25 protein-coding genes are annotated in these 26,741 nt (G+C 65.7%); 20 read left to right on the top strand and 5 right to left on the bottom strand.

Annotated elements, in window-relative coordinates:
* Nucleotides 1-88 precede the first annotated feature (88 nt).
* The 13 genes from J8847_RS17190 (at nt 89) to J8847_RS17130 (ending at nt 11,350) form a co-directional block, all read left to right on the top strand.
* Entirely contained in the window at nt 89-802 is a 714-nt protein-coding gene (locus tag J8847_RS17190; protein ID WP_211525930.1) for a succinate dehydrogenase/fumarate reductase iron-sulfur subunit, read from the top strand.
* Complete coding sequence (locus J8847_RS17185) at nt 799-1,143, top strand: succinate dehydrogenase (protein ID WP_211525929.1); 345 nt, start codon at nt 799-801, stop codon at nt 1,141-1,143. Before J8847_RS17190 ends, J8847_RS17185 begins: the two co-directional genes overlap by 4 nt.
* Nucleotides 1,140-1,496: a succinate dehydrogenase, cytochrome b556 subunit gene (gene sdhC / locus J8847_RS17180; protein ID WP_211525928.1), complete on the top strand. Its 357-nt coding sequence runs from the start codon at nt 1,140-1,142 to the stop codon at nt 1,494-1,496. The genes J8847_RS17185 and sdhC overlap by 4 nt, the downstream gene beginning before the upstream one ends.
* A gap of 36 nt (nt 1,497-1,532) precedes the next feature.
* Nucleotides 1,533-2,408, top strand: a complete 876-nt coding sequence (locus J8847_RS17175) for a fumarate hydratase (protein WP_211525927.1) — start codon at nt 1,533-1,535, stop codon at nt 2,406-2,408.
* A 2-nt stretch (nt 2,409-2,410) separates the two neighbouring features.
* Entirely contained in the window at nt 2,411-3,019 is a 609-nt protein-coding gene (locus J8847_RS17170; RefSeq protein ID WP_211525926.1) for a fumarate hydratase C-terminal domain-containing protein, read from the top strand.
* The gene (locus tag J8847_RS17165; protein WP_211525925.1) at nt 3,019-4,761 is read left to right on the top strand and encodes an L-aspartate oxidase; all 1,743 of its coding nucleotides are present in this window, start codon (nt 3,019-3,021) and stop codon (nt 4,759-4,761) included. The genes J8847_RS17170 and J8847_RS17165 overlap by 1 nt, the downstream gene beginning before the upstream one ends.
* A gap of 203 nt (nt 4,762-4,964) precedes the next feature.
* Nucleotides 4,965-5,972, top strand: a complete 1,008-nt coding sequence (locus J8847_RS17160) for an ABC transporter substrate-binding protein (protein WP_211525924.1) — start codon at nt 4,965-4,967, stop codon at nt 5,970-5,972.
* A gap of 57 nt (nt 5,973-6,029) precedes the next feature.
* On the top strand, nt 6,030-6,833 hold the full coding sequence (locus J8847_RS17155) for an ABC transporter ATP-binding protein (RefSeq protein WP_211525923.1): 804 nt from the start codon (nt 6,030-6,032) through the stop codon (nt 6,831-6,833).
* Nucleotides 6,826-7,701 carry an ABC transporter permease gene (locus J8847_RS17150; RefSeq protein WP_211525922.1) on the top strand — a complete coding sequence of 292 codons (876 nt, stop codon included), beginning with the start codon at nt 6,826-6,828 and terminating at the stop codon, nt 7,699-7,701. The genes J8847_RS17155 and J8847_RS17150 overlap by 8 nt, the downstream gene beginning before the upstream one ends.
* Before the next feature lie 16 nt (nt 7,702-7,717).
* Nucleotides 7,718-8,665 (top strand): hydroxyacid dehydrogenase, encoded by a 948-nt coding sequence (locus tag J8847_RS17145; protein WP_211525921.1) that lies wholly within the window; start codon nt 7,718-7,720, stop codon nt 8,663-8,665.
* The gene (locus J8847_RS17140; protein WP_211525920.1) at nt 8,662-9,666 is read left to right on the top strand and encodes an Ldh family oxidoreductase; all 1,005 of its coding nucleotides are present in this window, start codon (nt 8,662-8,664) and stop codon (nt 9,664-9,666) included. Before J8847_RS17145 ends, J8847_RS17140 begins: the two co-directional genes overlap by 4 nt.
* 13 nt (nt 9,667-9,679) lie before the next feature.
* Nucleotides 9,680-10,417, top strand: coding sequence for a sulfite exporter TauE/SafE family protein (locus J8847_RS17135; protein WP_211525919.1), 738 nt, complete (start codon nt 9,680-9,682; stop codon nt 10,415-10,417).
* Nucleotides 10,418-10,942: 525 nt separating this feature from the next.
* Nucleotides 10,943-11,350 carry an Imm63 family immunity protein gene (locus J8847_RS17130; RefSeq protein WP_211525918.1) on the top strand — a complete coding sequence of 136 codons (408 nt, stop codon included), beginning with the start codon at nt 10,943-10,945 and terminating at the stop codon, nt 11,348-11,350.
* Between the two features lie 311 nt (nt 11,351-11,661).
* On the opposite strand, the gene dctA is transcribed toward J8847_RS17130, so the two are convergent.
* Nucleotides 11,662-12,987 carry a C4-dicarboxylate transporter DctA gene (dctA, locus tag J8847_RS17125; protein WP_211525917.1) on the bottom strand — a complete coding sequence of 442 codons (1,326 nt, stop codon included), beginning with the start codon at nt 12,985-12,987 and terminating at the stop codon, nt 11,662-11,664.
* A gap of 236 nt (nt 12,988-13,223) precedes the next feature.
* A complete protein-coding gene (locus J8847_RS17120; protein WP_211525916.1) occupies nt 13,224-14,252 on the bottom strand; it encodes a YeiH family protein in 1,029 nt (342 codons plus the stop codon).
* 113 nt (nt 14,253-14,365) lie between these two features.
* Between J8847_RS17120 and J8847_RS17115 the strand changes: the two genes are divergently transcribed.
* Together J8847_RS17115 and J8847_RS17110 are read left to right on the top strand one after the other, a co-directional pair.
* On the top strand, nt 14,366-15,268 hold the full coding sequence (locus J8847_RS17115; RefSeq protein WP_211525915.1) for a LysR family transcriptional regulator: 903 nt from the start codon (nt 14,366-14,368) through the stop codon (nt 15,266-15,268).
* A gap of 106 nt (nt 15,269-15,374) precedes the next feature.
* Nucleotides 15,375-16,100, top strand: coding sequence for a GntR family transcriptional regulator (locus tag J8847_RS17110; protein WP_373888736.1), 726 nt, complete (start codon nt 15,375-15,377; stop codon nt 16,098-16,100).
* 20 nt (nt 16,101-16,120) lie between these two features.
* Here the strand turns inward: J8847_RS17110 and J8847_RS17105 are convergent, their stop codons facing one another.
* Nucleotides 16,121-16,846 (bottom strand): amino acid ABC transporter ATP-binding protein, encoded by a 726-nt coding sequence (locus J8847_RS17105; protein WP_211525913.1) that lies wholly within the window; start codon nt 16,844-16,846, stop codon nt 16,121-16,123.
* Nucleotides 16,847-17,067: 221 nt separating this feature from the next.
* Between J8847_RS17105 and J8847_RS17100 the strand changes: the two genes are divergently transcribed.
* The 3 genes from J8847_RS17100 to J8847_RS17090 all read left to right on the top strand — a co-directional run bounded on the left by J8847_RS17100 (nt 17,068) and on the right by J8847_RS17090 (nt 20,844).
* Complete coding sequence (locus tag J8847_RS17100; RefSeq protein WP_211525912.1) at nt 17,068-18,336, top strand: dicarboxylate/amino acid:cation symporter; 1,269 nt, start codon at nt 17,068-17,070, stop codon at nt 18,334-18,336.
* Nucleotides 18,337-18,415: 79 nt separating this feature from the next.
* On the top strand, nt 18,416-19,702 hold the full coding sequence (locus J8847_RS17095; RefSeq protein ID WP_211525911.1) for an amidohydrolase family protein: 1,287 nt from the start codon (nt 18,416-18,418) through the stop codon (nt 19,700-19,702).
* A 62-nt stretch (nt 19,703-19,764) separates the two neighbouring features.
* Nucleotides 19,765-20,844: a type II asparaginase gene (locus J8847_RS17090; protein WP_211525910.1), complete on the top strand. Its 1,080-nt coding sequence runs from the start codon at nt 19,765-19,767 to the stop codon at nt 20,842-20,844.
* 152 nt (nt 20,845-20,996) lie between these two features.
* Here J8847_RS17090 and J8847_RS17085 read toward each other — a convergent pair whose 3' ends face one another.
* On the bottom strand, nt 20,997-22,847 hold the full coding sequence (locus J8847_RS17085) for an ABC transporter ATP-binding protein/permease (protein ID WP_211525909.1): 1,851 nt from the start codon (nt 22,845-22,847) through the stop codon (nt 20,997-20,999).
* Nucleotides 22,848-22,909: 62 nt separating this feature from the next.
* Between J8847_RS17085 and J8847_RS17080 the strand changes: the two genes are divergently transcribed.
* Together J8847_RS17080 and J8847_RS17075 are read left to right on the top strand one after the other, a co-directional pair.
* Nucleotides 22,910-23,347, top strand: coding sequence for an acyl-CoA thioesterase (locus J8847_RS17080; RefSeq protein ID WP_211525908.1), 438 nt, complete (start codon nt 22,910-22,912; stop codon nt 23,345-23,347).
* Nucleotides 23,348-23,350: 3 nt separating this feature from the next.
* Nucleotides 23,351-24,922, top strand: a complete 1,572-nt coding sequence (locus J8847_RS17075) for an alkaline phosphatase (protein WP_211525907.1) — start codon at nt 23,351-23,353, stop codon at nt 24,920-24,922.
* A 69-nt stretch (nt 24,923-24,991) separates the two neighbouring features.
* On the opposite strand, the gene J8847_RS17070 is transcribed toward J8847_RS17075, so the two are convergent.
* On the bottom strand, nt 24,992-26,677 hold the full coding sequence (locus J8847_RS17070; RefSeq protein ID WP_211525906.1) for a long-chain-fatty-acid--CoA ligase: 1,686 nt from the start codon (nt 26,675-26,677) through the stop codon (nt 24,992-24,994).
* Nucleotides 26,678-26,741: the final 64 nt, after the last annotated feature.

The raw sequence follows: 26,741 nt of genomic DNA, 5'->3' as shown, positions 1-26,741 counted from the left end.
ATAAAGATTAGCTTTATTTTGTAGGAGAAGTCCTCGACAATGGCCTTGTCAAAGCTGAATTTTTAAGCAGATTATCAAGGTGATCTAGATGACCGAAATGCTTGAAGTAAAGATTTGGAGAGGCAGGGAGAACGGCGAGTTCGTCACCTACGAGGTGCCCCGCCTCGAGAGCCAGACCGTGCTGGACGTGGTGACCCATATCCAGCGCCACATCGATCCCGGGCTCAGCTACCGCTACGCCTGCCGGGTCGGAATGTGCGGGTCCTGCGCCATGACCGTCAACGGCAAGGCGCGCTGGACCTGCCGCACCCACGTGGCCAAGGTCGCCACGCACGGCAAGCTGGAGCTGGCGCCGCTGTCCAACCTGCCCGTGGTGAAGGACCTGGTCACCGACATGACCGAGTTCTTCGACAAATGGGCGGGCGCCAAGGGCCGCTTCAAGGGCGAACGCACCCGGCACGAGGACTTCGCCCTGGTCCAGCCGGACTCGAAGGAAAGGCGCGCGGCCGACGCCGGAATCGAATGCATCGGCTGCTCGATCTGCTATTCCTCCTGCGACGTGGTGAGCTGGCGTCCCGAGTTCCTCGGCCCCGCCGCCCTGAACCGGGCCTGGACCCTGGTCAACGACGTGCGCGACGTGGAGCGCGACGCGCGCCTGCTCGCGGTGTCCGGGGACGCCGGCTGCCATGCCTGCCACACCCAGGGCTCGTGCACCGAGCGCTGTCCCAAGCAGCTGGCGCCGACCGCGGCGATCTCCGGCCTCAAGCGCCTGTCGATCATGGCCCTGCGGAGGGACAAATGAGCGCGGTCCTCACCGAAATCCGGCTCTGGTACTGGCAGCGCCTCAGCGCCATGGTGCTGGCCTTCTGCGTCCTGGTCCACCTGGCCATGATCATCTACGCGGTGCGCGGCGGCCTGTCCGGCGCCGAGATCCTGGCGCGCACCCACGGCAGCGTGGGCTTCGGCCTGTTCTACACCGTCTTCGTGCTGGCCTGCGCCATGCACGTGCCGATCGGCCTGGCGCGCATCCTGCGCGAGGCCCTGCACTGGCGCGAGCCGGCGATCCGCCTGGCCGCCGGCCTGTTCGCGCTGCTCCTGCTGGTGCTGGGGCTGCGCTCCGTCTATGGAGTGGTCCTCTCATGAAACGCCGCAACGACTACCGCGCCCGCAACCACCCGGCCTACTGGGCCTTCATGGTCAACCGCGTCGCCGGCCTCGCGCTGGCCCTGTTCCTCCCGGTGCACTTCTGGGCGCTGGGCCAGGCGATCGGCGGCGAGGCCCAGCTGGAAGGCTTCCTGCGCTTCACCGACCAGCCGCTGTTCAAGTTCGCCGAATGGGGCCTGGTGCTGCTGCTGGCCGCCCACACGGCGGGCGGCGTACGCCTGATGCTGATCGAGTTCGGCGCCTGGAGCGGCCTGCGCAAGAACCTGATCGCCGCCAGCGCCGGTTTCGCCGCCATGACCAGCATGGCCTTCGCCCTCGCGCTGGTCTTCTGACCAGCCCCGCCAGCCAGAACTGAAAGGTACAACTCCATGAAAATCGATCTGCCGGCAGTCGAAGAAGCTGCCAAGGAACTCTACATCCGGGCCCTCAAGATGCTGCCGCCCGATATCAAGGGCGGCTTTGCCCGCCTCACCGAAACCGAGAGCCGGCCGCGCGCCCAGGGCATCCTGGCCACCATGGTGCAGAACATCCAGGTGGCCGAGGAGAACGAGAACCTGCTGTGCCAGGATACCGGCGTCCCCATCTACAACGTCACGATCGGCAGCGGCGTCGAGGTCGACGGCCATGCGCTGAAGGCGGCGATCCGCAAGGGCTGCGAGCGGGCCACCCGCGAACACCCGCTGCGCTCCTCGGTGGTGCACCCGATCACCCGCAAGAACGAGCACACTTCCTGCGGCGCCGAGGTTCCGGTGATCCACATCGACTTCAGCGACCAGCCGCAGGAACTCGACATCCTGATGGTCCCCAAGGGCAGCGGCTCGGAAAACAACTCCTTCCTGAAAATGGCGATTCCGGCGGAAGGCATCGCCGCCGTCAAGGCCTTCGTCATCGATTCGGTGGTGAATGCCGGCGGCAAGACCTGCCCGCCGACCGTGGTCGGCGTCGGCATCGGCGGCACCTCGGACCTGTGCGTGGCGCTGGCCAAGCGCGCCGCCATCCGCCCGCTGGGCAGCCGCTGCGAGGATCCGGAAGGAGCCAGGCTGGAAGAAGAGCTGACGGCCGCGGTCAACCGCCTCGGCGTCGGCCCGCAGGGACTGGGCGGCGATTCCACCGCCTTCGCCGTGCACATCGAGCTGGCGGCCACCCACATCACCATGAACCCGGTCGCCGTCAACATGCAATGCCATTCGGCGCGCCGGGCGCGCGCGCGCTTCACGCCCGACGGACTCACCTACGGATACTGACCATGGCCCACTACCAATTCACCATGCCGGTGACCGAAGAGCAGGTCCGGCAGCTGCGCGTCAACGATACCGTCACCCTCGAGTCGACCCTGTTCGGCATCCGCGACGCCACCCAGATCCACATGCTCGACCGCGGCCGCAGCACCCGCTTCGACCTGGACGGCCACGCGGTGATCCATACCGCGCCGAACGTGCGCAAGGTCGAGCGGAGCGAAGCCTTCCCGGCCGGCTACCAGCCGGTCTGCATCGGCACCACCACCTCCGACCGCATGGAACGCTTCACCCGCCCGCTGATGGAACGCTTCGGCGTGCGCTTCATCGTCGGCAAGGGCGGCATGCGCGAAGGCTCGCTCGAGGCCTTCCGCGACCTGGGCGGCGCCTACCTGGCGATCGTCGGCGGCACCGCGGCCCTCGAGACCACCTGGATCGAGCAGATCGAGGACGTCGACCTCGACGACCTGAACCCGGAATCGCTGTGGAAGTTCCGGATCCGCCATTTCGGCCCGCTGCTGGTGGCGATGGACAGCCACGGCGGCAGCCTGTACACCGAAGTCAGGGCCGACGTCGACGCACGCCGCGCCGAGGTCCTGGCCAGCCTGGGAGTCGTGTAATGAAACCGATCAAGCGCATCCAGACGGACATCCTGATCCTGGGCTCGGGCGGCGCCGGCCTGTTCGCGGCCCTGCACGCCCACCAGGCCAACCCGGGCCTGTCGATCACGGTCGCGGTCAAGGGCTTGCTGGGCAAGTGCGGCTGCACCCGCATGGTCCAGGGCGGCTACAACGTGGCGCTGGCCGAGGGCGACTCGGTCGAGCGCCATTTCATGGACACCATCGAAGGCAGCAAGTGGCTGGCCAACCAGGAACTGGCCTGGACCCTGGTGACCAAGGCGGTGGAGCGCATCCGCGAGCTCGAAAACGAACTGGGCTGCTTCTTCGACCGCAATCCGGACGGCACCGTGCACCAGAAGGCCTTCGCCGGCCAGACCTTCGACCGCACCGTGCACAAGGGCGACCTGACCGGCATCGAGATCATCAACCGGCTGGCCGAGCAGGTGTGGGCGCGCGGCATCGGGCGGCTGGAGGAGCACCGCGCGGTGGAACTGGTCAAGACCGCGGACGGCGCGGCGCTGGCCGGGGTCCTGATGATCGACATGCGCAGCGGCGAATTCGTGTTCGTGCAGGCCAAGGCGGTGCTGCTGGCCACCGGCGGCGGACCGACCATGTACAAGTTCCACACGCCCTCCGGCGACAAAAGCTGCGACGGCCTGGCGATGGCCCTGCGCGCCGGCCTGCCGCTGCGCGACATGGAGATGGTGCAGTTCCACCCGACCGGGCTGCTGGCCGGCACCCACACCCGCATGACCGGCACCGTGCTCGAGGAGGGCCTGCGCGGCGCCGGCGGCTGGCTGGTCAACGGCGAGGGCGAGCGCTTCATGAGCAACTACGATCCGCGCGGCGAGCGCGCCACCCGCGACATCGTCTCGCGCGGGATCTATTCCGAGATGCGGGCCGGCCGCACCACGCCCAACGGCGGGGTCTACATCCAGATGTCGCACCTGGGCGTCGACAAGGTGCGCAAGCAGTTCAAGGGCATGGTCGAACGCTGCGGCGACTGCGGCTTCGACCTGGCCGGCGGCAAGGTCGAGGTGGTCCCGACCGCCCACTACATGATGGGCGGCGTGGTGTTCCGTCCCGACTGCACGACCCACCTGCACGGCCTGTTCGCCGCGGGCGAGGACACCGGCGGCGTGCATGGCGCCAACCGCCTGGGCGGCAACGGCGTGGCCAACTCCACCGTCTTCGGCGGCATCGCCGGCGAGAGCATGGCCGCATGGACCGCGCGCAACCCGGACTGGCGCGCGCCGGATGAAGACGCCATCGCGCGCAGCATCGCCGCCCACGAAGCGCCGTTCGGCCAGGCCGCCGGCAGCCTGGAGGCGATCCGCGAGGCGCTGTACGAATGCATGTGGAGCGACGTCGGCATCCTGCGCAGCGCCGCGGGCCTGCGGCGCGCCCAGGCGCGCCTGGCGGAGCTGGAGGCCCAGCTGCTGCGCACGGGGATCGCGGACGGCGAGCGCGCCTACGCCCTCAGCTGGCACGACTGGATGAACCTGCGCAACCTGATCGCCGTGAGCCAGGTGATCGCCGCCGCCGCGCTGCTGCGCCAGGATTCGCGCGGCGCTCACTTCCGCGAGGACTTCCCCCTGCCCGGCGAACTGCAGCAATCGAGCTTCACGGTGGCGCGCGCCGATGGCGATGCGCTGGTGCTGGACCGCGAGCCGGTGCGCTTCGAGCGCGTGCGTCCGGGCGAGACCATCCTGGAGGAAGAACAGGCGCCGGCGACCGCCTGAATTGGATCCCCGTGGAAACAGACATAAAAAGATTAAAAAAATGTCCAACTCATTCAGGTCATCTAGTTGAATTGCATGGAAAGTTGGGCTAGTATGAACTCTCGAATTTGCATCAAGAGGCACACAGACAAAGCATTTCGCCGGGGCAGCAACAACAACCACTGCCAAAGCAGGGACCCCACCCACTCTTGGAGGAGACATCCATGCGTTTCAGATCCATCCTGCCGTACGCCGCAAGCGCCGTCCTGCTGACCACCTCGCTGGCCAGCCATGCCGAAGTCACCGAACTGAAGGTCGCAGAGCAGTATGGCATCAGCTACCTGCCGCTGATGATCATGGAAGAACAGAAGCTGGTCGAGAAGCACGCGGCCGCGGCCGGCATCCCCAACCTCAAGGTCTCGTGGGCCAAGTTCGCGGGCGGTAACGTCATGAACGACGCGCTGCTGTCCGACAGCCTGCACTTCGCGGCCGGCGGCGTGGCGCCCCTGGTGACCCTGTGGGCCAAGACCCGCACCAACTACGGCGTCAAGGCGGTGGCGGCGCTGAACTCGATGCCGCTCTACCTGAACACGCGCAACCCGAACGTCAAGTCGATCAAGGATTTCACCGACAAGGACAAGATCGCCCTGCCGGCGGTGAAGGTCTCGATCCAGGCGGTGACCTTGCAGATGGCGGCCGAGCAGGCCTTCGGCCCCGGCAAGCAGAACCAGCTGGACAAGTTCACCGTGTCGATGAGCCACCCCGACGGCCAGGCGGCCCTGCTGTCGCCCAACAGCGAAGTCACCGCGCACTTCAGCTCGCCGCCCTTCCAGTACCAGCAGCTCGAACAGCCTGGCGTGCGCAAGGTGCTCGACTCCTACCAGGTGCTGGGCGGCCCGGGCACCTTCAACCTGGTGTGGGCGACCTCGAAATTCCGCGAAGACAATCCCAAGGTCTACGCCGCCTTCGTCAAGGCGCTCGACGAGGCGGTGGCGATGATCAACAAGGACAAGAAGTGGGCGGCCGAGAGCTACCTGCGGATCTCGAAGGACAAGGACAGCGTCGACGACATCCTCAAGATGCTCAACGATCCGAACGTGGCCTACACCACGACCCCGCAGAATGTCGGCAAGTACGTGGACTTCATGCACAAGATCGGATCGATCAAGGTCAAGCCCGCCACGTGGAAGGACATGTTCTTCCCCAATGTGCACCACCTCCCGGGCAGCTGACATTCGCCTGGCATCAGGACCACGCGCTTTTCCCTGCATGAGCAAAGGAAGGAAGTCATGGACATGATTCAGAAACTGCAACCTGCCCCGTTACTCGACGTGCGCGACGTGACGCTGCAATACAAGACCAAGGCCCACCTGGTGACCGCGACCTACCGCGTGAACTTCCAGGTGTTCAAGTCGGACCGCTACGTGCTGCTCGGGCCTTCCGGCTGCGGCAAGAGCACCCTGCTGAAGGCGATCGGCGGCTACCTCAACCCCACCGAAGGCGAGATCCGGTTGAAGGACAAGCTGGTGTGCCGTCCCGGCCCTGACCGCATGATGGTGTTCCAGGAATTCGACCAGCTGCTGCCCTGGAAGACGGTCAAGGAGAACGTGATGTTCCCCCTGCTCTCTTCCGGCAAGCTGAAGGGGAAGGCGGCGGAAGACAAGGCCATGCAGTACATCGAGAAGGTGAAGCTGGCCAAGTTCGCCGACCACCACCCGCACATGCTGTCGGGCGGGATGAAGCAGCGGGTGGCGATCGCGCGCGGCATGGCGATGGAGCCGGACGTGCTGCTGATGGACGAACCCTATGCGGCGCTCGACGCCCTCACCCGCCGCAAGATGCAGGACGAACTGCTGCAGCTGTGGGACGAGACCCATTTCACGGTGCTGTTCGTGACCCACTCGATCCCGGAAGCGATCAAGTGCGGCAGCCGCATCCTGCTGCTGTCGCCGCACCCCGGCCAGGTCAAGGCCGAACTGGCGAGCGTGCCGCGCGACGAGACCGACCCGCGGGCGGCCAAGGAGCTCGAAAACCAGATCCACCAGATGTTGTTCGCAGATGAAGTCGAAGACAAGGAGGTGCAGCATGTCTAAGGATGCCGTTCTCTGGCCCCGCCCGTCCTTCCAGCGCGAAACGCTCGATTCGGCGGCGTTCGGCGTCGTGGAAAAGCCGCTCTCGGCCTTCGAGAAGCTGTACAACTACAGCGTCGTGCGCAAGACCGCGATCCTGGTCTTCCTGATGGTGGTGTGGGAAGTCGGCGCCCGCATGCTCGGCAACGAGCTGCTGTTCCCGACCTTCGTCGCCACCGTCGAAGCCTTCTTCAGGGGCATCGCCAGCGGTGAGCTGATCCTCAAGGTGTGGGCCTCGCTCAAGGTGCTCCTGATCGGCTACTGGGCCGGCATCGCGCTGGCGGCGGTGCTGACCGCGATCGGGATCGCCTCCAAGATCGGCACCGACTTCCTCGAAACCCTGACCTCGATGTTCAACCCGCTGCCGGCGATCGCGCTGCTGCCGATCGCGCTGATCTGGTTCGGCCTGGGCAACGGCAGCCTGGTGTTCGTGCTGGTCCACTCGGTGCTGTGGGCGGTGGCGCTGAATACCCACTCGGGCTTCCTGGCGGTGTCCAACACCATGCGCATGGTCGGCCGCAACTACGGCCTGGGCGGCTTCACCTACGTGACCAGGATCCTGATCCCGGCCGCCTTCCCCAGCATCCTGACCGGTCTCAAGATCGGCTGGGCCTTCGCCTGGCGCACCCTGATCGCCTCCGAGCTGGTGTTCGGCGTGAGCTCCGGTTCGGGCGGCCTGGGCTGGTTCATCTACGAGAACAAGAACATGCTCGAGATCCCGAACGTGTTCGCCGGCCTGCTGACCGTGATCCTGATCGGCCTGGTGGTGGAGAACCTGGTGTTCCGCACCATCGAGAACAACACCGTGCGCAAGTGGGGCATGCAGAACTGAAGCCAGGGAGACCGAGATGAAGATTGTGATCTGCGAATTCATGGACGAGAGCGCGGTCGACGCCCTGCGCCAGCGCTTCGAGGTGCGCTACGACCCCGCGCTGGTCGACCGGCGCGCCGAGCTGGAACGGCTGCTGGCGGACGCCGAGGCGCTGGTGGTGCGCAACCGCACCCAGGTCGATGGCGGACTGCTCGACGCCGCGCCGCGGCTGCGGGTGGTCGGCCGCCTCGGGGTAGGACTGGACAACATCGACGTGGCGGCCTGCGAGGCGCGCGGCGTGGCCGTGATCCCGGCCACCGGGGCCAACGCCCTGGCGGTGGCGGAGTACGTGGTCGCCTGCGGCATGATGCTGCTGCGCGGCGCCTACCTGTCGAGCGACGCGGTGGCGTCCGGCGCCTGGCCGCGCACCAGGCTGTCCGAGGGCCGGGAAACCGGCGGCAAGACGCTCGGCCTGGTCGGCTTCGGGGGCATCGGCCGCCTGACGGCGCGTCTGGCCAAGGGGCTCGGGATGCAGGTCGTCGCCTACGACCCGATCCTGCCCAGGGATGCGCCGGTGTGGGAAGAAACCGGCGTCAAGCGCCTCGACCTGGACATGCTGCTGGCCCAGTCCGATGTCGTCAGCCTGCATGTCCCGCTCACCGACGCCACCCGCGGCCTGATGAACATGACGCGGATCGCCGCCATGAAGCCGGGCGCGGTCCTGATCAACACCGCGCGCGGCGGCATCGTGGACGAGATGGCGCTCGCCGAGGCGCTGCGCCAGGGCCGCCTGGCAGGCGCCGCGCTCGACGTGTTCGGTCAGGAACCGCTGCCCGCCGGCTCGGCGCTGGCGAACGTGCCCAACCTGGTCCTGACGCCGCACATCGGCGGCGTCACGCGCGAATCGAACGAGCGCGTGAGCGCGCTGATCGCCGAGAAGGTCGCCGACCGCCTGCTGGAACTCGACGCCATGGAGCAGGCATGACGGCCCTCTCGATGGCAGAACTGGCAGCGCTGGCCACCGATGCGCTGGTGCGCGCCGGCGCCGGTCCCGAGATGGCGGCCGCCACGGCGCGTGCGCTGGTGGCGGCGGAAGCGCAGGGGCTGGCCTCGCATGGCCTGTCGCGCGTGGCGCAGTATGCGGGCCACCTGCGCTGCGGCCGCGTGAACGGCGAAGCGCGGCCGCGCATGCGGCAGCACAAAGCGGCGGCGCTGCTGGTCGACGCCCAGGAAGGCCTGGCCTTCCCCGCCTGCGCACTGGCGGTGCGCGAGGCGATCCGCAGCGCGGGCGAAGCCGGCGCAGCCTTCGCCGGCGTCACCAACAGCCACCATTTCGGCGCCGCCGCCTATCACCTCGAACCGGTGGCCGAGGCCGGGATGGTCGGCCTTGCGTTCGGCAACTCGCCGGCGGCCATGCCGGCCTGGGGCGGCAAGCGCGCGCTGTTCGGCACCAACCCGATCGCCGCCGTCTTCCCGCGCCGCGCCGGGCCGCCGCTGGTCATCGACCTGTCGCTGTCGGAAGTCGCACGCGGCAAGCTGATGGTGGCGGCCAAGCAGGGCAAGCCGATCCCGGAAGGGTGGGCGCTCGACAAGGACGGCAACCCGACCACCGACCCGCAGGCCGGACTGGAAGGCATGATGCTGCCGGCGGGCGGCGTCAAGGGCGCGATGCTGGCGCTGGTGGTCGAGCTGCTGTGCTGCGCGCTGACCGGCGCGGCCTATGGCTTCGAGGCCGATTCCTTCTTCACCGACGAAGGCAACCGGCCGCGCATCGGCCAGGCCTTCCTGGTGATCGATCCGGGCGCGCTGGCGGGCGCCGGCGTGTTCGACGAACGCATCGAGACCCTGGTGTCGGCCATGCTGGCGGACGCCGACGTGCGCCTGCCGGGCCAGCGGCGCCATGCCCTCGCGCAGGCCGCCGAGTCCGACGGGATCGAGATCGCGCCGGCACTGCTCGGGCAGCTGCAGGCGCTGGCCGGCGCCTGAGCCGGGAGGAGCGATGGCCTTTGGCGCCGACACGATCGCGCTGCTGGCGCTTACCATCCTCCTCGCCTACACCGTCTTCGGCCTGACCGGCTTCGGCTCCGCGATCACGGCGATGCCGCTGCTGGTCCAGCTGATCCCGCTGCGCATGGCGGTGCCGCTGATGCTGGTCTTCGACCTGGCGGCGGGCCTGCTGATGGGCCTCAAGAACCGGCGCGTGGTCAACCGCAAGGAGCTGCTGCGCCTGGTGCCCTTCATGCTGGGCGGGATGGCCATCGGCCTGTTCGCCCTCGTCAATGCGCCCGAGCGCCTGCTGCTGCTGACGCTCGGCATCTTCATCCTCGCCTACTGCGCCTGGAGCCTGGTGCTGCAGCCAGGCATCCGGCCGATAGGCAGCCGCTGGGCGATGCCGCTCGGGATCGCCGGCGGCATCTTCACCGCGCTGTTCGGCACCGGCGGGCCGATCTACACGATCTACCTGGCGCGCCGCCTGGACGACAAGCTGATCCTGCGCGCGACGATCAGCTCTCTCATCTTCATCAGCGGCCTGTCGCGGCTGGCGATGTTCTCCACGGCCGGGCTGTACCGGCAGGAGTCGCTGCTGGTCCTGGCGGCCTTCCTGTTGCCTTGCGCGCTCGCCGGGCTTTACCTGGGAAACCACCTGCACAGCCGCCTGCCGGCCGCACGGGTTGTGCAGGCGATCTGGGGGGTGCTGATCCTGGGTGGGGTGAGCCTAGTGGTTCGCAATCTCTGAAGCCCAGCAGTGCGTTGCGAGCGGCCAAGGTGTATCTGACTAAGGGCGCCTACCAAACCCGTTCCTTGCCCTGATGGCAACAAGCTCTTACACTAAGTCATACCGACGGTCTGCTATCGGCCAGAAGCAGTCATTCACCACATCTGTTTGCCAAGCGAGTATGTAATGTCATCCATCAAAATCTACGATGTGGTCAGAATCAAAGAACTGCGTAAGCCAGTCGATTTTCAGCCCGACGGTACTAGCGTTCGCGCCAAGCGTTGGCGATGTGGCAGCAGTTATCGAGGTGTACAGTAACCCTCCAGGCTATGAGCTTGAGTGCAGAGGAAAAGACGGAATTACCATTTGGCTTTGGTCATTCGCGCCTGAAGATGTCCAGCTTGAAGTAGTGGCCTGACTAGCGGTCTCGCCGCTGTTCCAATGTCTGCAATGGGTCGGTTGCGGTCCTTCGCTGGTAGACTGCCTCGGCCAGAAGCGGACCTCCCCCGATCATTAAGAGCGACCTGTTACTGAAAACGACCTGCGATGGAAAAACTGACCCTATCCGGTCTTGCGGCCGAGTTTCGCTCAATGGCTGAGCACTTGGATGTGGAGCCGTACTACAAGGCATTCCATACCTTCCCGCAGCATGATGGAGCGCCCCATGTTGAGATGAGATCCGGAAAGTTTGAGTTCGTGGTAACTGAACGTGGCTCGGAACTCGAAAGGATATCGGGGCTCGATAATGATGAGGTCCTGTATATGCTTTTTGAGGGGATCACCTCTATCATGGCCACCTCGTATGAACTACGCAATCGAAAGCCGACTGGTGATGGCAGGGCCGTGTGGTTCCCATATCAAGAGAACTTAATGGCAGGATTAAGACCATCTTGGGGAGTACGACTGAGAGCAGAGCACGAACAAATCTTGCAGAAGTCCCCGCTCCGGCAATGACACTGGCCTTTGGCCGGGGAGCAAAAAGGCCTGCTGCACCTTGTGAGAGCGAGTAGCAAAGCCACTACGGAGCACAGGAACCCAAGGGTCCGCTTCGGGTCGATAGCGGACGTACGCAGGCTCATTCAGAGCATTAGCATGGCGTCCGTGTTTGCAGACGGACTGATGCCCAAGCACTTCTTCCCCAACACCTTTGGCCGCTCATAGCCGCCCAGCTTCCGGCCCACCGCCGAGAACAGCGCCGGTGCAAAAAAACTCCCGGCGAAACCCCACCGGGAGAGCACAAGGAAAACCAGTTCAGCCGCAGCCTGCTACACCAGCTTCGCCGCCGCCGGCAGCGGGACCAGACCCGCATCGCCCACGTCCGCCACATCGTCGGCCGGGTGCTCGCCGTCGAGCACGCGGCGCGCCTGCTCCAGGTCCATCTCGCCTTCCCAGCGCGCCACGACGATCGCCGCCACCGCATTGCCGATCAGGTTGGTGATGGCCCGGATCTCGTTCATCAGGCGGTCGATGCCGATCACCAGCGCGATGCCGGCCACCGGAATCAGCGACATCGACGACAGGGTCGCCGCGAGCGCCACCAGCGCCGCGCCCGCCACGCCGGCGCCGCCTTTCGAGGTCACCAGCAGGATCGCCAGCAGGCCGAGCTGCTGCCACAGGTTCAGGTCGATGTTCAGGGCCTGGGCGATGAACAGCGAGGTCATGGTCAGGTAGATCGCGGCGCCGTCCAGGTTGAACGAGTAGCCGGTCGGGATCACCATGCCCACCACCGAGCGCGCGATGCCGAGCTTCTCCAGCTTGGTCATCATCTGCGGCAGCACCGATTCGGTGCTGGCCGTGCCCAGCACGATGAAGATCTCTTCCTTCAGGTAGCGCACCAGCTTCCACAGCGAGACCCCGGCGGCGCGCGCGATCGAGCCCAGCACGACGACGATGAAGATGAGGGTGGTCGCGTAGTAGCAGGCGATCAAGAGCGCCAGCTGCTGCAGGGTGCCGATGCCGAACTTGCCGACCGTGAAAGCCATGGCGCCGAAGGCGCCGAGCGGGGCGAGCTTCATCACCAGGCCGACGATACCGAGCAGCACCTTGCCGAATTCGTCGATGACGACGCGCGCCTTATCGCCGCGCTGGCCCAGGATCGACAGGCTGACGCCGAACAGGATCGAGAACAGCAGCACCTGCAGCAGGTTACCCTTGGCGAAGGCATCCACCACCGAGGACGGGATGATCGCCGCCAGGAACTGGCCGGTCGACTGGGGCTGCGCCTTCTGGGCGATCTGGGCCACCGCGCCCTGGTCGAGCGAGGCGATGTCGGCGTTGATCCCGGCGCCGGGCTGCATGACGTTCGCGATCACCATGCCGATGATCAGGGCGAGCGTCGTGATGACTTCGAAATACAGCAGCGCCTTGCCGCCCACGCTGCCTACCTTCTTGAGGCTCTCCATGCCCGCGATCCCGCACACGACGGTACAGAAGATGACCGGCGTGATGACCATCTTGATGCTGTTGATGAAGGCATCCCCGAGCGGTTTGAGATCGGTGGCGATGGCCGGATAGTAATGCCCCACCGCGATGCCGGCGACGAGCGCCACGATGACCTGGAAATACAGACTGCGAAAAAGCGAGCTCCTCATTTAACTCCTCCTAGACCGCTGCATTGATTGTCCTCGTGCGGCGTAGGCCATCTGTCGATCCGCTCTGCGGCGGGCACTGGGAATAAAGCCGGACTGCGGAATTACAGCCCGGTGAACCCTGTCCGTCTTGTTGTGCGCGGCTCAGCTGGACACGCCTTGATGCTAGCGTGGCCCCCTATCACTGTCAAACACATCATCTACATGACTTTTTGAAGAAAAAAAGAAAATCCCGCGTGTCAAATCAGGGAAGTCACGCCCAGGTTGATCGCATAGCCGCCCACCACCAGGAACAGGAACAGCACGCTGGCCAGCAGGATCGGCTTCAGCCCCGCCTGGCGGATTGCGGAGGCCTGGGTACGCAAGCCGAGCGCGCCCATCGCCATCGCCAGCAGGACGGTATCGACCTGCACGATCCAGTGCACCAGCGCCGGCGGCAGCACGCCCAGCGAATTGACGCCGCTGGCGACGATGAACAGCAGCGCGAACCAGGGGATCGTGATGCGGCCCTTGGCCGCGCCCGTCTCCGCTCCCTCTTCGGCGCCGAGGCGGCTGCTCAGGATCACCAGGAAGGGAGCGAGCATCATCACGCGCAGCATCTTCTCGATCACGGCGGCCGAGGCGGCCTGCTCGCCGACCGCCTTGCCGGCCACCACCACCTGCGCCACCTCATGGATGGTGGAACCGGCATACAGGCCGTAGCCCAGCTCGGTCAGCTGCAGGTAGGGGTACATCAGCGGGTACAGGAACATGCCGATGGTGCCGAACACGACCACGGTGGCCACCGCCACCGAGACCTTGTGGGCGTGGGCGCGCACCACGGGCTCGGTCGCCATCACCGCGGCCGCCCCGCAGATCGCGCTGCCGGCGCCGATCAGCATGGCGGTCTGCTTGTCCAGGCCGAACATGCGGGTGCCGAGCTGCACCGCGAGGGTGAAGGTGATGGCGATGACCAGGATATCGATCACCACGCCCGCCCAGCCGATCTCGCCGATCTGCTGGAAGGTGATGCGGAAGCCGTACAGGATGATGCCGAGGCGCAGCAGGCGCGCCTTGCTGAAGTCGACCCCGCTGGCGCAGTGCGGCGCGATCCGCCCGAACACGGTATTGCCGGCGACGATGCCGATCAGGATGGCCACGGTCAGCGCGCTGATGCCCATCTCCTGGACGGCCGGCAGGCCGGCGCTCCACATCGCCAGGGCGGCGATGGCGCCCGCGACAGCCAAGCCGGCGGCGAACTGGCGCGGTGTACCGGGTGTCGTGCTCATTTTTATTCCCCTGTTGAATGTTTCAGCCAAGGGTAGCGCCGTGCGCTAATAAGTAAAAACGAGTTATATTTATATAATTAATCAATTAAATTGATATAGAGACGGGAGCGAGCATGCTGCGGACAAGCCTGCGACAGATCGAGGTGTTCGTCGCCACGGCCCAGAAAGGGAACGTGACCCAGGCGGCGGCGCTGGTCGGCATCACGCAATCGGCCGCCAGCATGGCCCTGGCCGAGTTCGAGAACCAGCTGGCGACGCGCCTGTTCGACCGTATCGGCAAGCGCCTGGCGCTCAACGAGGACGGGCGCGCGCTATATCCGAAAGCGGTCGAGATGGTCGAGCGGGCGCGCGAGATGGAGGGCCTGTTCCGCCAGCCCGGGGGCGCGGTGGACCTGCGGCTGGGCGCCAGTTCCACCATCGGCAATTACCTGCTGCCCCAGATCCTCGGGTCCTTTCGCGCCAACCGGCCCGGCTGCCGCATCGAACTCGAAGTCGGCAATACGCAACAGGTGATCAACGCGATCCTGCATTTCGAGATCGATGTCGGCTTTGTCGAAGGCCCCTGCCTGCATCCGGACATCGAGGCGGGCTTCTGGCGCCCGGACGAGCTGGCGATCTGCGCGGCGCCCGGCCACCCGATCGCCCAGCCGGGCGGCGCCGGCATCGAGGCCTTGCGGGCGGCCGACTGGATCCTGCGCGAGCGCGGTTCCGGCACCCGCGAGGTGGTGGATCAGATGCTGATGAGCCAGCTGGGCGGGATCCGGGTCATGATGGAGCTGGGCGGCACCGAAGCGATCAAGCGCGCCGTCGAGAGCGGCATGGGGATTTCGTGCCTGCCGAAGATCGCCCTGGTGGGCGCGGTCGAGCGCGGCAACCTGGTGAGCATTCCGACGCCTTATCTGCAGCTCACCCGCGCCTTCCACATCCTGGTGCACAAGGATAAATACCGTACCGGCGGCATGAGCAGCCTGATCCGGCTGTGCCAGTCCATGGCGGCGCAAAATTCAACCATGTGATCTGTATGTATTTTACGGCGCCGGAAGGCGGGATGCGCTATGATACGCGCACTCGGACCCTTTCTGTCGCCCACATATGGAACAAATTTTTCGATCGGATGTTGCCTTGGGCCTCCCGCTGTATCGCGAGGTCAAGCACAAGCTCCTGGAGTCGCTGCGCGGCGGCGAATGGAAGCCGGGGGAGATCATCCCGGCCGAAAAGCGCCTGTGCGAGCGCTTCGGCGTCAGCGTCGGCACGCTGCGCAAGGCCGTCGACGAGCTGACCGCCGAGAATATCCTGATCCGGCACCAGGGACGCGGCACCTTCGTCGCCTCGCACAGCCAGGACCGCTACATGTTCGGCTTCTTCCACGTCTTCGCCCAGGATGGCCGCAAGGAATATCCAAAGGTGGAATTCATCAGCCTGACGAAAGACAAGGCCGACGCCGACAGCGCCGCCCGGCTCGGCGTCAAGAAAGGGGCAAAGCTGATCCGCATCGTGAACCGGCTCAGCCTGGGCGGGCGGGCCGTGATCATCGACGACATCTTGTTGCCGGAGCACTTCTTTGCCGGCATGAGCGAAGCCCAGGTCCGCGAGCGCCGCACCACGCTCTACCAGTTATACCAGGACAGCTTCGGCGTCGGCGTGCTGCGCACCGAGGAGCGCCTGCGCGCCTGCGGCGCCAATGCGCAGATGGCGCAGCTGCTCGGCGTCGCCGAAGGCACGCCGCTGCTGCACGTCATCCGCCGCGCGCTCAGCTTCCGCGACGAAGTGGTGGAACTGCGCCACTCCTACGTCCTGACCGACCAGCACGAGTATTTCGCGGGCGACGACAGCCAGGGCCACGGCTGAGCTGGCGCCTGGGCGCCCGCTCAGTGAATGATCCGGTCCAGGAAGTCGCGCGCCCGGTCCGAGCGCGGCGCAGCGAAGAAGGCTTCCTTGGGGCTGTCCTCGACGATCCGCCCCTGGTCCATGAAGACGATGCGGTCGGCCACCTTGCGCGCGAAGCCCATCTCGTGGGTCACGACCATCATCGTCATGCCCTCCTGCGCCAGCCCCACCATGACGTCGAGCACCTCGCCCACCATTTCCGGGTCCAGCGCGGAAGTCGGCTCGTCGAAGAGCATCGCTTTCGGGTCCATGGCCAGGGCCCGGGCGATCGCCACCCGCTGCTGCTGGCCGCCCGATAGCTGGTTCGGATACTTGTCCTGGTGCGCCAGCAGGCCCACCCGGTCGAGATAGGCCAGGCCGCGCTCGGTAGCCTCCGCCTTGCTGCGGCCGAGCACCTTGATCTGGGCAAGTGTCAGATTCTCGCGTACCGACAGGTGCGGGAACAGCTCGAAATTCTGGAACACCATGCCGATGTGGGCGCGCAGCCGGCGCAGGTCGGTCTTCGGGTCGCCCACCGGGATGCCGTCCACCCGCACGCTGCCCTGCTGGAAGGGCTCCAGGCCGTTGACGGTCTTGATCAGGGTCGACTTGCCCGAGCCGGACGGACCGCATACGACGACCACGTCGCCGCGCGCCACCTGCGTCGTGCAGTCGCGCAGCACCTGGAACTCGCCATACCACTTGCTGACGTTCTCGATGTCGATCATTTGTACTCCATTTTCTCTTCCGTTGCGTGCTTGTTGCACGTGCAGTAAGCATGCTTGACAGCATTATCAGCGCCTAGGATACTGCCAAACTTGCCATAACCATCAGACGAACTGGCCGTTTCGCTCCTCGGAAAGCCAGGTATTTTGCCCGATTCACCCGCCTGCGACAGCGCCACCCGTTGCCGCCGGTTGTGCACAGGTCTATAAGACAGGAAGCAGTTATGAATAATCGAAACCGCCTGACCACCTACATCCTGGTCGCCCTCGTGCTCGGGATCATCGCAGGCTATGGCGTCAACGCCAGCGTGACGCCGGAGCAGGCGAAGTCCTTCTCCGACACGATGTCGCTGATCACGACCTTGTTCCTCCGCCTGATCAAGATGATCATCGCGCCACTGGTGTTCTCCACCCTGGTGGTCGGCATCGCCAAGATGGGCGACGCCAAGGAAGTGGGCCGCATCGGCGTCAAGGCGCTGGGCTGGTTCATCATCGCTTCCATCATCTCGCTGTCGCTGGGCCTGGTCCTGGTGAACCTGTTCCGTCCGGGCGACGCCATGGCCGTGTCGGGCGCGCTGCCGGCGGTCGGCACCTCGTCGGGCATCGCCACCACCAGCCTGACCCTGAAGGAGTTCATTACCCACCTGGTGCCGTCCTCCATCGCCGACGGCATGGCCAAGAACGAGATCCTGCAGATCGTCGTGTTCTCGCTGTTCTTCGGCACCGCTGCGGCGGCTGTCGGCGCGCGCGCCACCCCGCTGATCGATGCGGTCGACGGCGTCGCCCACATCATGCTGAAAGTGACCGGCTACGTGATGAACTTCGCGCCGATCGCCGTGTTCGCGGCGGTGGCGGGCATCATCGCCAAGAGCGGCCTGGGCGTGCTGTCGACCTACGGCATCTTCATGGCCGAGTTCTACCTGGGCATCGTGCTGCTGTGGGTGGTGCTGATCGGTATCGGCATGGCCTTCCTCGGCCCGCGCGTGCTGCGCCTGATCGCCGAGCTGCGCGGCCCGACCCTGCTGGCTTTCTCGACCGCGTCGTCGGAAGCGGCCTTCCCGAAAACCCTGGAAGGCCTGGAGCGCTTCGGCGTCAAGAACCGCCTGGCCGCCTTCGTGCTGCCGATCGGCTACTCGTTCAACCTGGACGGCTCGATGATGTACTGCACCTTCGCAGCCGTGTTCATCGCCCAGGCCTACGGCATCGAGCTGTCGCTGTCGACCCAGCTGACCATGATGCTGGTGCTGATGCTGACCTCGAAGGGCATGGCCGGCGTGCCGCGCGCCTCGCTGGTGGTGATTGCCGCTACCCTGTCCCAGTTCAACATCCCGGAAGCCGGCCTGCTGCTCCTGCTGGGCATCGACCACTTCCTGGACATGGCGCGCTCGGCCACCAACGTGATCGGCAACGGCATCGCCACCGCCGTGGTCGCGAAGTGGGAGGGCGACCTGGGCGAGCCGAGCAAGGACCCGGCCGTGGCGCCGCTGCGCTGAGCGCGCACCGTATCGATTGCAAGACCGAAGGCCTTCCAGCGATGGGAGGCCTTTTTTATAACGACAAGAGGAGCGAGACATGAAACAGCTGTACATGGCGGCGGGCCTGCTGCTTGCTGCAACCGGCGCCAGCGCCGCCACCCAGACGGTCAACTGCGGCCGCCTGCTCGACGTGAAGAGCGGGACCTGGCGCGAGAAGGTCGGCATCGTGGTCGAGAACGGCAGCGTCAAGTCGGTCGGCCCGATGAGCCAGGACGCCGGCGCCATCGACCTGTCGCGCCACGCCTGCCTGCCGGGCCTGATCGACATGCACGTGCACCTGACCAGCGAAACCACGCCGGTGGTCGACGCCTACCGCGATCGCCTCACCGCCGATCCTTCCGACATGGCCTTTCGCTCGGTGAAGTTCGCCCAGCGCACCTTGATGGCCGGCTTCACCACGGTACGCGACCTGGGCGCGGCCGACGGCCTGAACGTCTCGCTCAAGCGCGCCATCAACGCCGGCGAGATCCCCGGCCCGCGCATGTTCACCGCCGGGAAGTCGATCGCCACCACCGGCGGCCACGCCGACCCGACCAACAACCTGTCGCATTTCCTGAGCGAGAAGATCGGCACGCCCGGTCCCGAACAGGGTGTGGTCGACAGCCCGGAAGAAGCCCGCCAGGCCGTGCGTGCGCGCTACAAGGAAGGCGCGGACCTGATCAAGATCACCGCCACCGGTGGGGTGCTGAGCCAGGCCGCCAATGGCCAGAACTCGCAGTACACCGAAGACGAGCTGCGCGCCATCGTCAGCACCGCCAAGGACTACGGCTTCCGCGTCGCGGCCCACGCGCACGGTGCCGAAGGCATGAAGCGCGCGCTGCGCGCCGGCGTCGACTCGATCGAGCACGGCACCCTGATGGACGACGAGGTCATCGGCCTGTTCAAGAAGACCGGCGGCTGGTATGTGCCGACCATTTCGGCGGGCCGCTACGTCGCCGACAAGGCCAAGGATCCGAACTACTATTCCGCGCTGGTGCGCCCGAAGGCCGCCGCCATCGGGCCGCAGCTGCAGAACACCTTCGCCCGCGCCCATAAAGCCGGTGTGAAGATCGCCTTCGGCACCGACGCCGGCGTGTTCCCACACGGCGAGAACGCCAGGGAGTTCGGCTACATGGTCGAGGCGGGCATGAGCCCGATCGACGCGATCCGCGCCGCCACCATGCACGCCGCCGCGCTGCTCGACCAGGGCAAGCGCCTGGGCGCCATCGAGCCGGGCTTCGCCGCCGACATCATCGCGGTCGAAGGCGATCCGCTGCGCGACGTGAAGCAGCTCGAGCAAGTCAAGTTTGTCATGAAGGAAGGCGTCGTCTTCAAGAAGCTGTAAGACGTTTGCCGCAACGCCGTTCCCGTTACCGCGGGGACGGCTTTTTTGTTTAGGAGAAGTCCATGCTGTTCCACAAATCCGTCCGCGCCACGAGCGCGCTGTTCGGCTTTCTGTTCCTGCTCGTTACCGCGGCGCAGGCGCAGACTGCCAAGCTGCCGAACGTCACCATCCTCGCCACCGGCGGCACCATCGCCGGCACCGGCGCCACCAGCACCACCACGGTGGGCTACACCGCCGCCACGGTCGGCGTCCAGGCGCTGATCCAGGCCGTGCCCGAGATGACGAAGGTCGCCAACGTCACCGGCGAGCAGGTGTTCCAGATCGCCAGCGAAAACATGGGCAACGAGCACTGGCTGCAGCTGGCCAAGCGCGTCAACGTGCTGCTGGGCCAGCCGAATGTGGACGGGATCGTGATCACGCATGGCACCGATACGCTGGAAGAGACGGCCTACTTCCTGAACCTGGTCGTCAAGAGCAGGAAGCCGGTGGTGCTGGTGGGCTCGATGCGTCCGTCGACCGCGCTGTCGGCGGATGGTCCGATCAACCTGTACAACGCGGTCAACCTGGCCGGCAGCCCGGCGGCCGTCGGCAAGGGCGTGCTGGTGGCAATGAACGACCAGATCCACGCGGCGCGCGACGTGACCAAGGCGAATACCACGACCGCCGATACCTTCCGCGCGGCGGAGCTGGGCATGATCGGCTACATCCAGGGCGGCAAGCCTTATTTTTACCGCGAGGTGACGCGCAAGCATACGGTGGAGACCGAGTTCGATATCTCCAGGCTGGATGCGCTGCCGCAGGTGGATGTGGCGTATGCCTATGCGAACGTGGGCGCGGTGGCGGTCAATGCGCTGGTGGCAGCGGGCGCCAAGGGGCTGGTGCATGCGGGCGTGGGCAATGGCAGCTTGCCGGCCAGGACCAAGCCTGCGCTGGTCGCTGCGCGTGAAAAAGGCGTGGTGATCGTGCGTTCGAGCCGTGTGGGCCAGGGCATCGTGGCGCGTAATGGCGAGGCGAATGACGATCAGCTGGACTTCGTGGTGGCGGATACGCTCAGCCCGCAGAAGGCGCGTATTCTGCTGATGCTGGCGTTGACCAAGACCAGCAATACCAAGGAGATTCAGCGGATGTTCTATACCTACTAAGTCTTCAATACCCTCTTAGCCAGATCCGTCGTCCCGGCGAAGGCCGGGACCCAATTCCGCAGTACAGTGAGAACGCATGCGGTATCGGCGTGCATGCAAACTTGGATCCCGGCCTTCGCCGGGATGACGGTCTTAAAGCTAGCGGGAAGAATTTACTCCTGCTGTAATTCGAGCGGCGGCGAAGCCAGCTCCTCATCCGGCCTGGCCAGCTGCCTTTCCCACATCTGCGCATACAAACCACGCGCCGCCAGCAGCGAGCCGTGCGTCCCCCGCTCCACGATCTTCCCGTGATCCAGCACGATGATCTGCTGCGCATCCGCGATGGTCGACAACCTGTGTGCAATCACCAGCGTCGTCCGGTCCTTCGCGATCTCCTTCAACTGCGCCTGGATCGCCTGCTCCGACTTGGAATCCAGGGCCGACGTGGCTTCGTCGAAAATCAGGATCGCCGGGTCCTTGAGCAAGGTCCTCGCAATCGCCACGCGCTGCTTCTCCCCGCCCGACAGTTTCAGCCCGCGCTCGCCCACCATGGTCTTGTACCCGTCCGGCAAACTCTCGATGAAATCATGGATCGACGCCGCCCTCGCCGCCGCCACGATGTCCTCATGCGACGCCCCCGGCCGGCCATAGGCGATGTTGTATTCGATGGTGTCGTTGAACAGCACCGTATCCTGCGGCACGATGCCAATTGCCGCGCGCAACGACTGCTGGGTGACTCCACGCAGATCCTGCCCGTCGATGCGGATCGATCCGCCGTTGACGTCGTAGAAGCGGAACAGCAGCCGCGACAAGGTCGACTTGCCCGAGCCGCTGTGCCCCACCACCGCCGTCGTGGTCCCGGCGGGAATGGTGAAGTCGACGTCGAACAGGATCTGGCGCTTGGTTTCGTAGCTGAACTCCACATGCGAGAACTCGACCCGCGCGCCCCTGGTTACCAGCGGCTGAGCAGCCGGCGCATCGGCCACCTCGCGGTTCTGGTCGAGCAGCGAGAACAGGCGCTCCATGTCCGCAAGGCTTTGCTTGATCTCGCGGTAGATCACGCCCAGGAAGTTGAGCGGAATGTACAGCTGGATCATGAAGGAGTTCACCAGGACCAGGTCGCCCAAGGTCATGGTGCCCGCGATCACGCCCTCGGTGGCGCGCCACAGGATCAGGGTGACGGCGGTGGCGATGATCAGCGACTGGCCGGTGTTCAGCACCGACAGCGAAGTCTGCGAGCGCACCGCGGCGTTCTCGTAGTTCTGCAGTCCCTGGTCGTAGCGCCTGGCTTCGTAGTCCTCGTTGCCGAAGTACTTCACCGTCTCGTAGTTGAGCAGCGAATCGATGGCCTTGGTGTTGGCCTTCGAGTCCAGGTCGTTCATCGTGCGGCGGAAGTGGGTGCGCCATTCGGTGACGATCACGGTGAAGGCGATGTAGGTCGCCAGCGCCACGGCCGTGATCACGCTGAACCAGATGTCGTAGTTGATCACCAGGTAGCCGAGCACCAAGGTGATCTCGACCAGGGTCGGCAGCACGTTGAACAGCGAATACGAGATCAGCGAATTCACGCCGCGCGTGCCGCGCTCGATGTCGCGCGTCATGCCGCCGGTCTGGCGGTTCAGGTGGAAGCGCAGCGAGAGCGCGTGCAGGTGGCGGAAGACTTTCAGCGCGATGGTGCGCACCGCGCGCTGGGTCACGCGCGCGAACAGGAATTCGCGCAGCTCCGTGAATACCGTGGTCGACAGGCGCAGCAGGCCGTAGGCGACCAGGGCGCCGAGCGGCAGCACCAGCAGCGCCTGCGGATGAGCAGGGTCGATGGCCAGCTGGTCGATCAGCTGCTTGAGCACCAGCGGCACGCCGACGTTGGCCATCTTGGCGCCGATCAGGGCGCCGAGCGCGGCCAGCACCCGCCATTTGTAGACCCACAGATAGGGGAAGAGCGTGCGCAGGGTGGCCCAGTCGTTGCGGGGCGCGCCGCCGGCAGTGGGCGGCGGTGGGAGGGAACTCGCGGATGAGCGTCGCATGGCAGGGCTTCGTGATTTATGGTTCAATTCGGGACGATTGTAGCTTTTACCGAGATTTCAAGATGACGACCCCAGAAAACACCCTCCCCACCACCACCCGACTGCCGGCAGGAAAGATGCCGGAGTTGCGCGTCATGCCGGCACCGAGCGACGCCAACGTGTACGGCGACGTGTTCGGCGGCTGGATCATGGCCCAGGTCGACATCGCCGGCTCGCTGCCGGCCACCCGCCGCGCCAACGGCCGCGTGGCGACCATCGCCGTCAATTCCTTCGTGTTCAAGAATCCGGTGTTCGTGGGCGACCTGCTCTCCTTCTACGCCGATATCACCAAGGTTGGCAACACCTCCGTCACCGTGTGCGTCGAGGTCTACGCCGAACGCAATCGCCTGCAGGCCGAAGTCGTCAAGGTCACCGAGGCGACCCTGACCTACGTCGCCACCGGCCCGGACCGCAAGCCGCGCCAGCTGCCGCCGCTCGATTCCCTGATCGCGCACCGCTAAAGAATGCAGGGCGCGCGCCGGCTGTTCCTGTTACAGGGTGCACGCTGGTCGGCCGCGCTCACCGCTTCCTCGCTCGCCGCGCCGGCCAGCTCCGCCGGCACGGTCTATCCCTTCAGCCTCGGCGTCGCCTCGGGTTCTCCCCTGCCCGACTCGGTGATCCTGTGGACCCGCATCCTCGCCAATCCGCTCGACGCATCCAGCACGCCGCCGGTCGCCCTGGCCGTGCGCTGGGAAGTGGCGGAAGACCAGGCTTTCCGCCGCATCGCCGCCAAGGGCAGCGCCACCGCCGTGCCGGAGCTCGCGCATAGCGTCCATGTGGACGTGAAGGGCCTGCTGCCGGAACGCTGGTACTGGTACCGCTTCATGCTGGGCGACACCGTCAGCCCGGTCGGCCGCACGCGCACCGCGCCGGCGCCGGGCGCCATGCCTGCGATGCTGAAGCTGGCCGTGGCCTCCTGCCAGCACTGGGAATTCGGCAGCTATGCGGCGCACCGCCACATCGCGGCCAGCGCGCCGGACCTGGTGGCCTTCCTGGGCGACTACATCTACGAATGGGGTCCGTATCACCTCCAGCATCCGCAGCGCGTCACCCGCAACAACGAATCCTTCACGCTCGACGATTACCGGCGCCGCTATGCGCAGTACAAGAGCGATCCGGACCTGCAGGCCGCGCACCGCGCCGCTCCCTGGATCGTGACCTGGGACGACCACGAGGTGGCCAATGATTACGCCAACGGACGCGACGAGCTGCTGAGGAAGGATTTCGCCGGACGGCGGGCGGCGGCCTACCAGGCCTTTTACGAGCACATGCCGCTGCGTCTTCCGCGGCCCGGCAGCTTCGCCCGGGTAAGCCTGCACCAGCGCTACGACTGGGGGCGCCTGGCGCGCATCCATGTGCTCGACGACCGCCAGTACCGCTCGGTGCAGGCCTGCCCACGCAAGGGACGCGGCGGCTCGAACGCCATGTTCGCGCACGAGTGCGCGGCGCTGCAGGATCCAAGGCGCTCGATGCTGGGACGGGAGCAGGAAGCCTGGCTGGGCGCCGGGCTGGCTTCGTCGCGCGCGCAGTGGAACATCCTGGCGCAGCAGACCCTCATGGCGCAGTCGAGCAGCTTCCCGGTCATCGGGACGGGGACCAACCGGGTGTGGACGGATGGATGGGATGGGTATCCGCTGGCGCGGCGCAGGCTGCTGGAGTCCGTGCTCAAGTCCGGGGCGAGGAATCCGGTGGTGCTGGGGGGCGATGTGCACACCTTTTATGCCTGCGAGCTGCGGCCGGATTTTGCGCGGGCGGTGTCGAAGGCCAATCCATTGGTGGCGACGGAGTTTTGCGGGACTTCGGTGACCTCGAGTTCACGGGCTCAGGCGAGGACGTTGGCGCATGTGTCGAATAATCCGCACATGAAGTATGGGCGGAGCGACAAGCGGGGTTATATGCTGATGGAGGTCACAGCCAAGGGATTGGCGACGCACTTCATGGGGCTGGATAATGTGTTCGATGCCAGGTCGGGGGCGGGGGTGCTGGCGTCGTTCCGCGTGGCGGATGGGAGGGTTGGGGTGGAGAGAGTAGGTTAGCGGCTGCGCATCGGAACTTGGGTCCCCGCCTTCGCGGGGACCCAAGTTCTGTCCGAACAGTGTTAGCCCTTAAGCCGGCTGCTGCACCTTCTCATCCCTCAGCTCACGCCGCAGGATCTTGCCCACGTTCGTCTTCGGCAGCGTCTCGCGGAACTCGACGAACTTCGGACGCTTGTAACCGGTCAGCTGCTCCTTGCAGAAATCGATGACATCTTCAGCGCTCAGCGCCGGGTCCTTGCGCACGATGTAGAGCTTGACCGCCTCGCCCGAGTGCTGGTCCGGTACGCCCACGCAAGCCACTTCCAGTACGCCCGGCATGCCGGCCACCACGCCTTCGACTTCGTTCGGATACACGTTGAAGCCCGACACCAGGATCATGTCCTTCTTGCGGTCGACGATGCGGGTGTAGCCGGTCGCTTCCATGATGCCGACGTCGCCGGTCTTGAAGAAGCCGTCCCTGGTCATGACCTTGGCCGTTTCGTCCGGACGGTTCCAGTAGCCCGCCATCACCTGCGGACCGCGCACGGCGATCTCGCCGGCGGTGCCGTAGGGCGCTTCGTTGTCCTGCTCGTCCACGATGCGCAGTTCGGTCGAGGGCAGCGGCAGGCCGATGGTGCCGGTGAACTCGGTGATGTCGCAGCGGTTCGCCGCCACCACCGGCGAGGTCTCCGACAGGCCGTAGCCTTCCACGATAGGCGCGCCGGTCACCTGCAGCCACTTGTCGGCCACCGGCTTTTGCACCGCCATGCCGCCGCCCGGGCAGACCATCAGGCTGGAATGGTCCAGCCTGGCGAATTCCGCGTTGTTGAGCAGGCCGTTGTACAGGGTGTTCACGGCCGGGAATACGTTGATGCGGTACTTGCCCAGTTCCTTGACGAAGCCCGGGATGTCGCGCGGGTTCGGGATCAGGAGGTTCATGCCGCCGGTGCGCATGCCCATCAGCGCGCACACGGTCAGCGCATAGATGTGGTACAGCGGCAGCGCGCAGGCATACTGCGCCTGCTCGCCCGGCTTCAGGCGCGCCAGGGTCGGGGCGAACCAGGCTTCGTTCTGCAGCACGTTGGCGATCACGTTGCGGTGCAGGAGCACGGCGCCTTTCGACACGCCGGTGGTGCCGCCGGTGTACTGCAGGAAGGCGATGTCGTCATGGCCGATGGTGACCGGCTTCATGGCCAGGCGCGCGCCTTCGGCCAGCACCTTGTTGAAGGCCACCGCGCCCGGGACCGAGAAGCCCGGCACCATCTTCTTGACCTTGCGCACCACCAGGTTGACCAGCAGGCCCTTCAGGCCCAGCAGGTCGCCCATGGTGGCGATCACGACGTGCTTGACCTGGGTCTTGTCGACCACCTGCTCCAGCGTGTGCGCGAAGTTCTCCAGCACGACGATGGCTTCGGCGCCCGAGTCGGTCAGCTGGTGCTGCAGTTCGCGCGGGGTGTACAGCGGATTGACGTTGACGACCACATAGCCGGCGCGCAGCACGGCGGCCAGCGCCACCGGGTATTGCAGGATGTTGGGCATCATCAGTGCCACGCGCGCGCCCGGCTTCAGGCCGCGGTTCTGCAGCCAGGCCGCCATGCGCTGCGACATCGCGTCCAGCTCGGCATAGGTGATGGACTTGCCCATGCAGGCGTAGGCCTTGCGGTCGGCGTACTTGCGGAACGCCTCCTCCAGCAAATGCGTCAGGGAGCGATACTGGGTCGGATCGATCTCCGGCACCACGCCTTTCTCGTACGACCCAAGCCAAAACTTATCCATCTGTGCCTTACCTTCCATATTGGTTCTCATAAAACGCGTGAGCCGTCCCTGCCGGGCGACCAGC

The organism is Massilia sp. AB1 (assembly GCF_018119385.1).
GTDB lineage: Bacteria > Pseudomonadota > Gammaproteobacteria > Burkholderiales > Burkholderiaceae_D > Telluria.
This window is presented reverse-complemented; position numbering and strand designations above follow the sequence as displayed.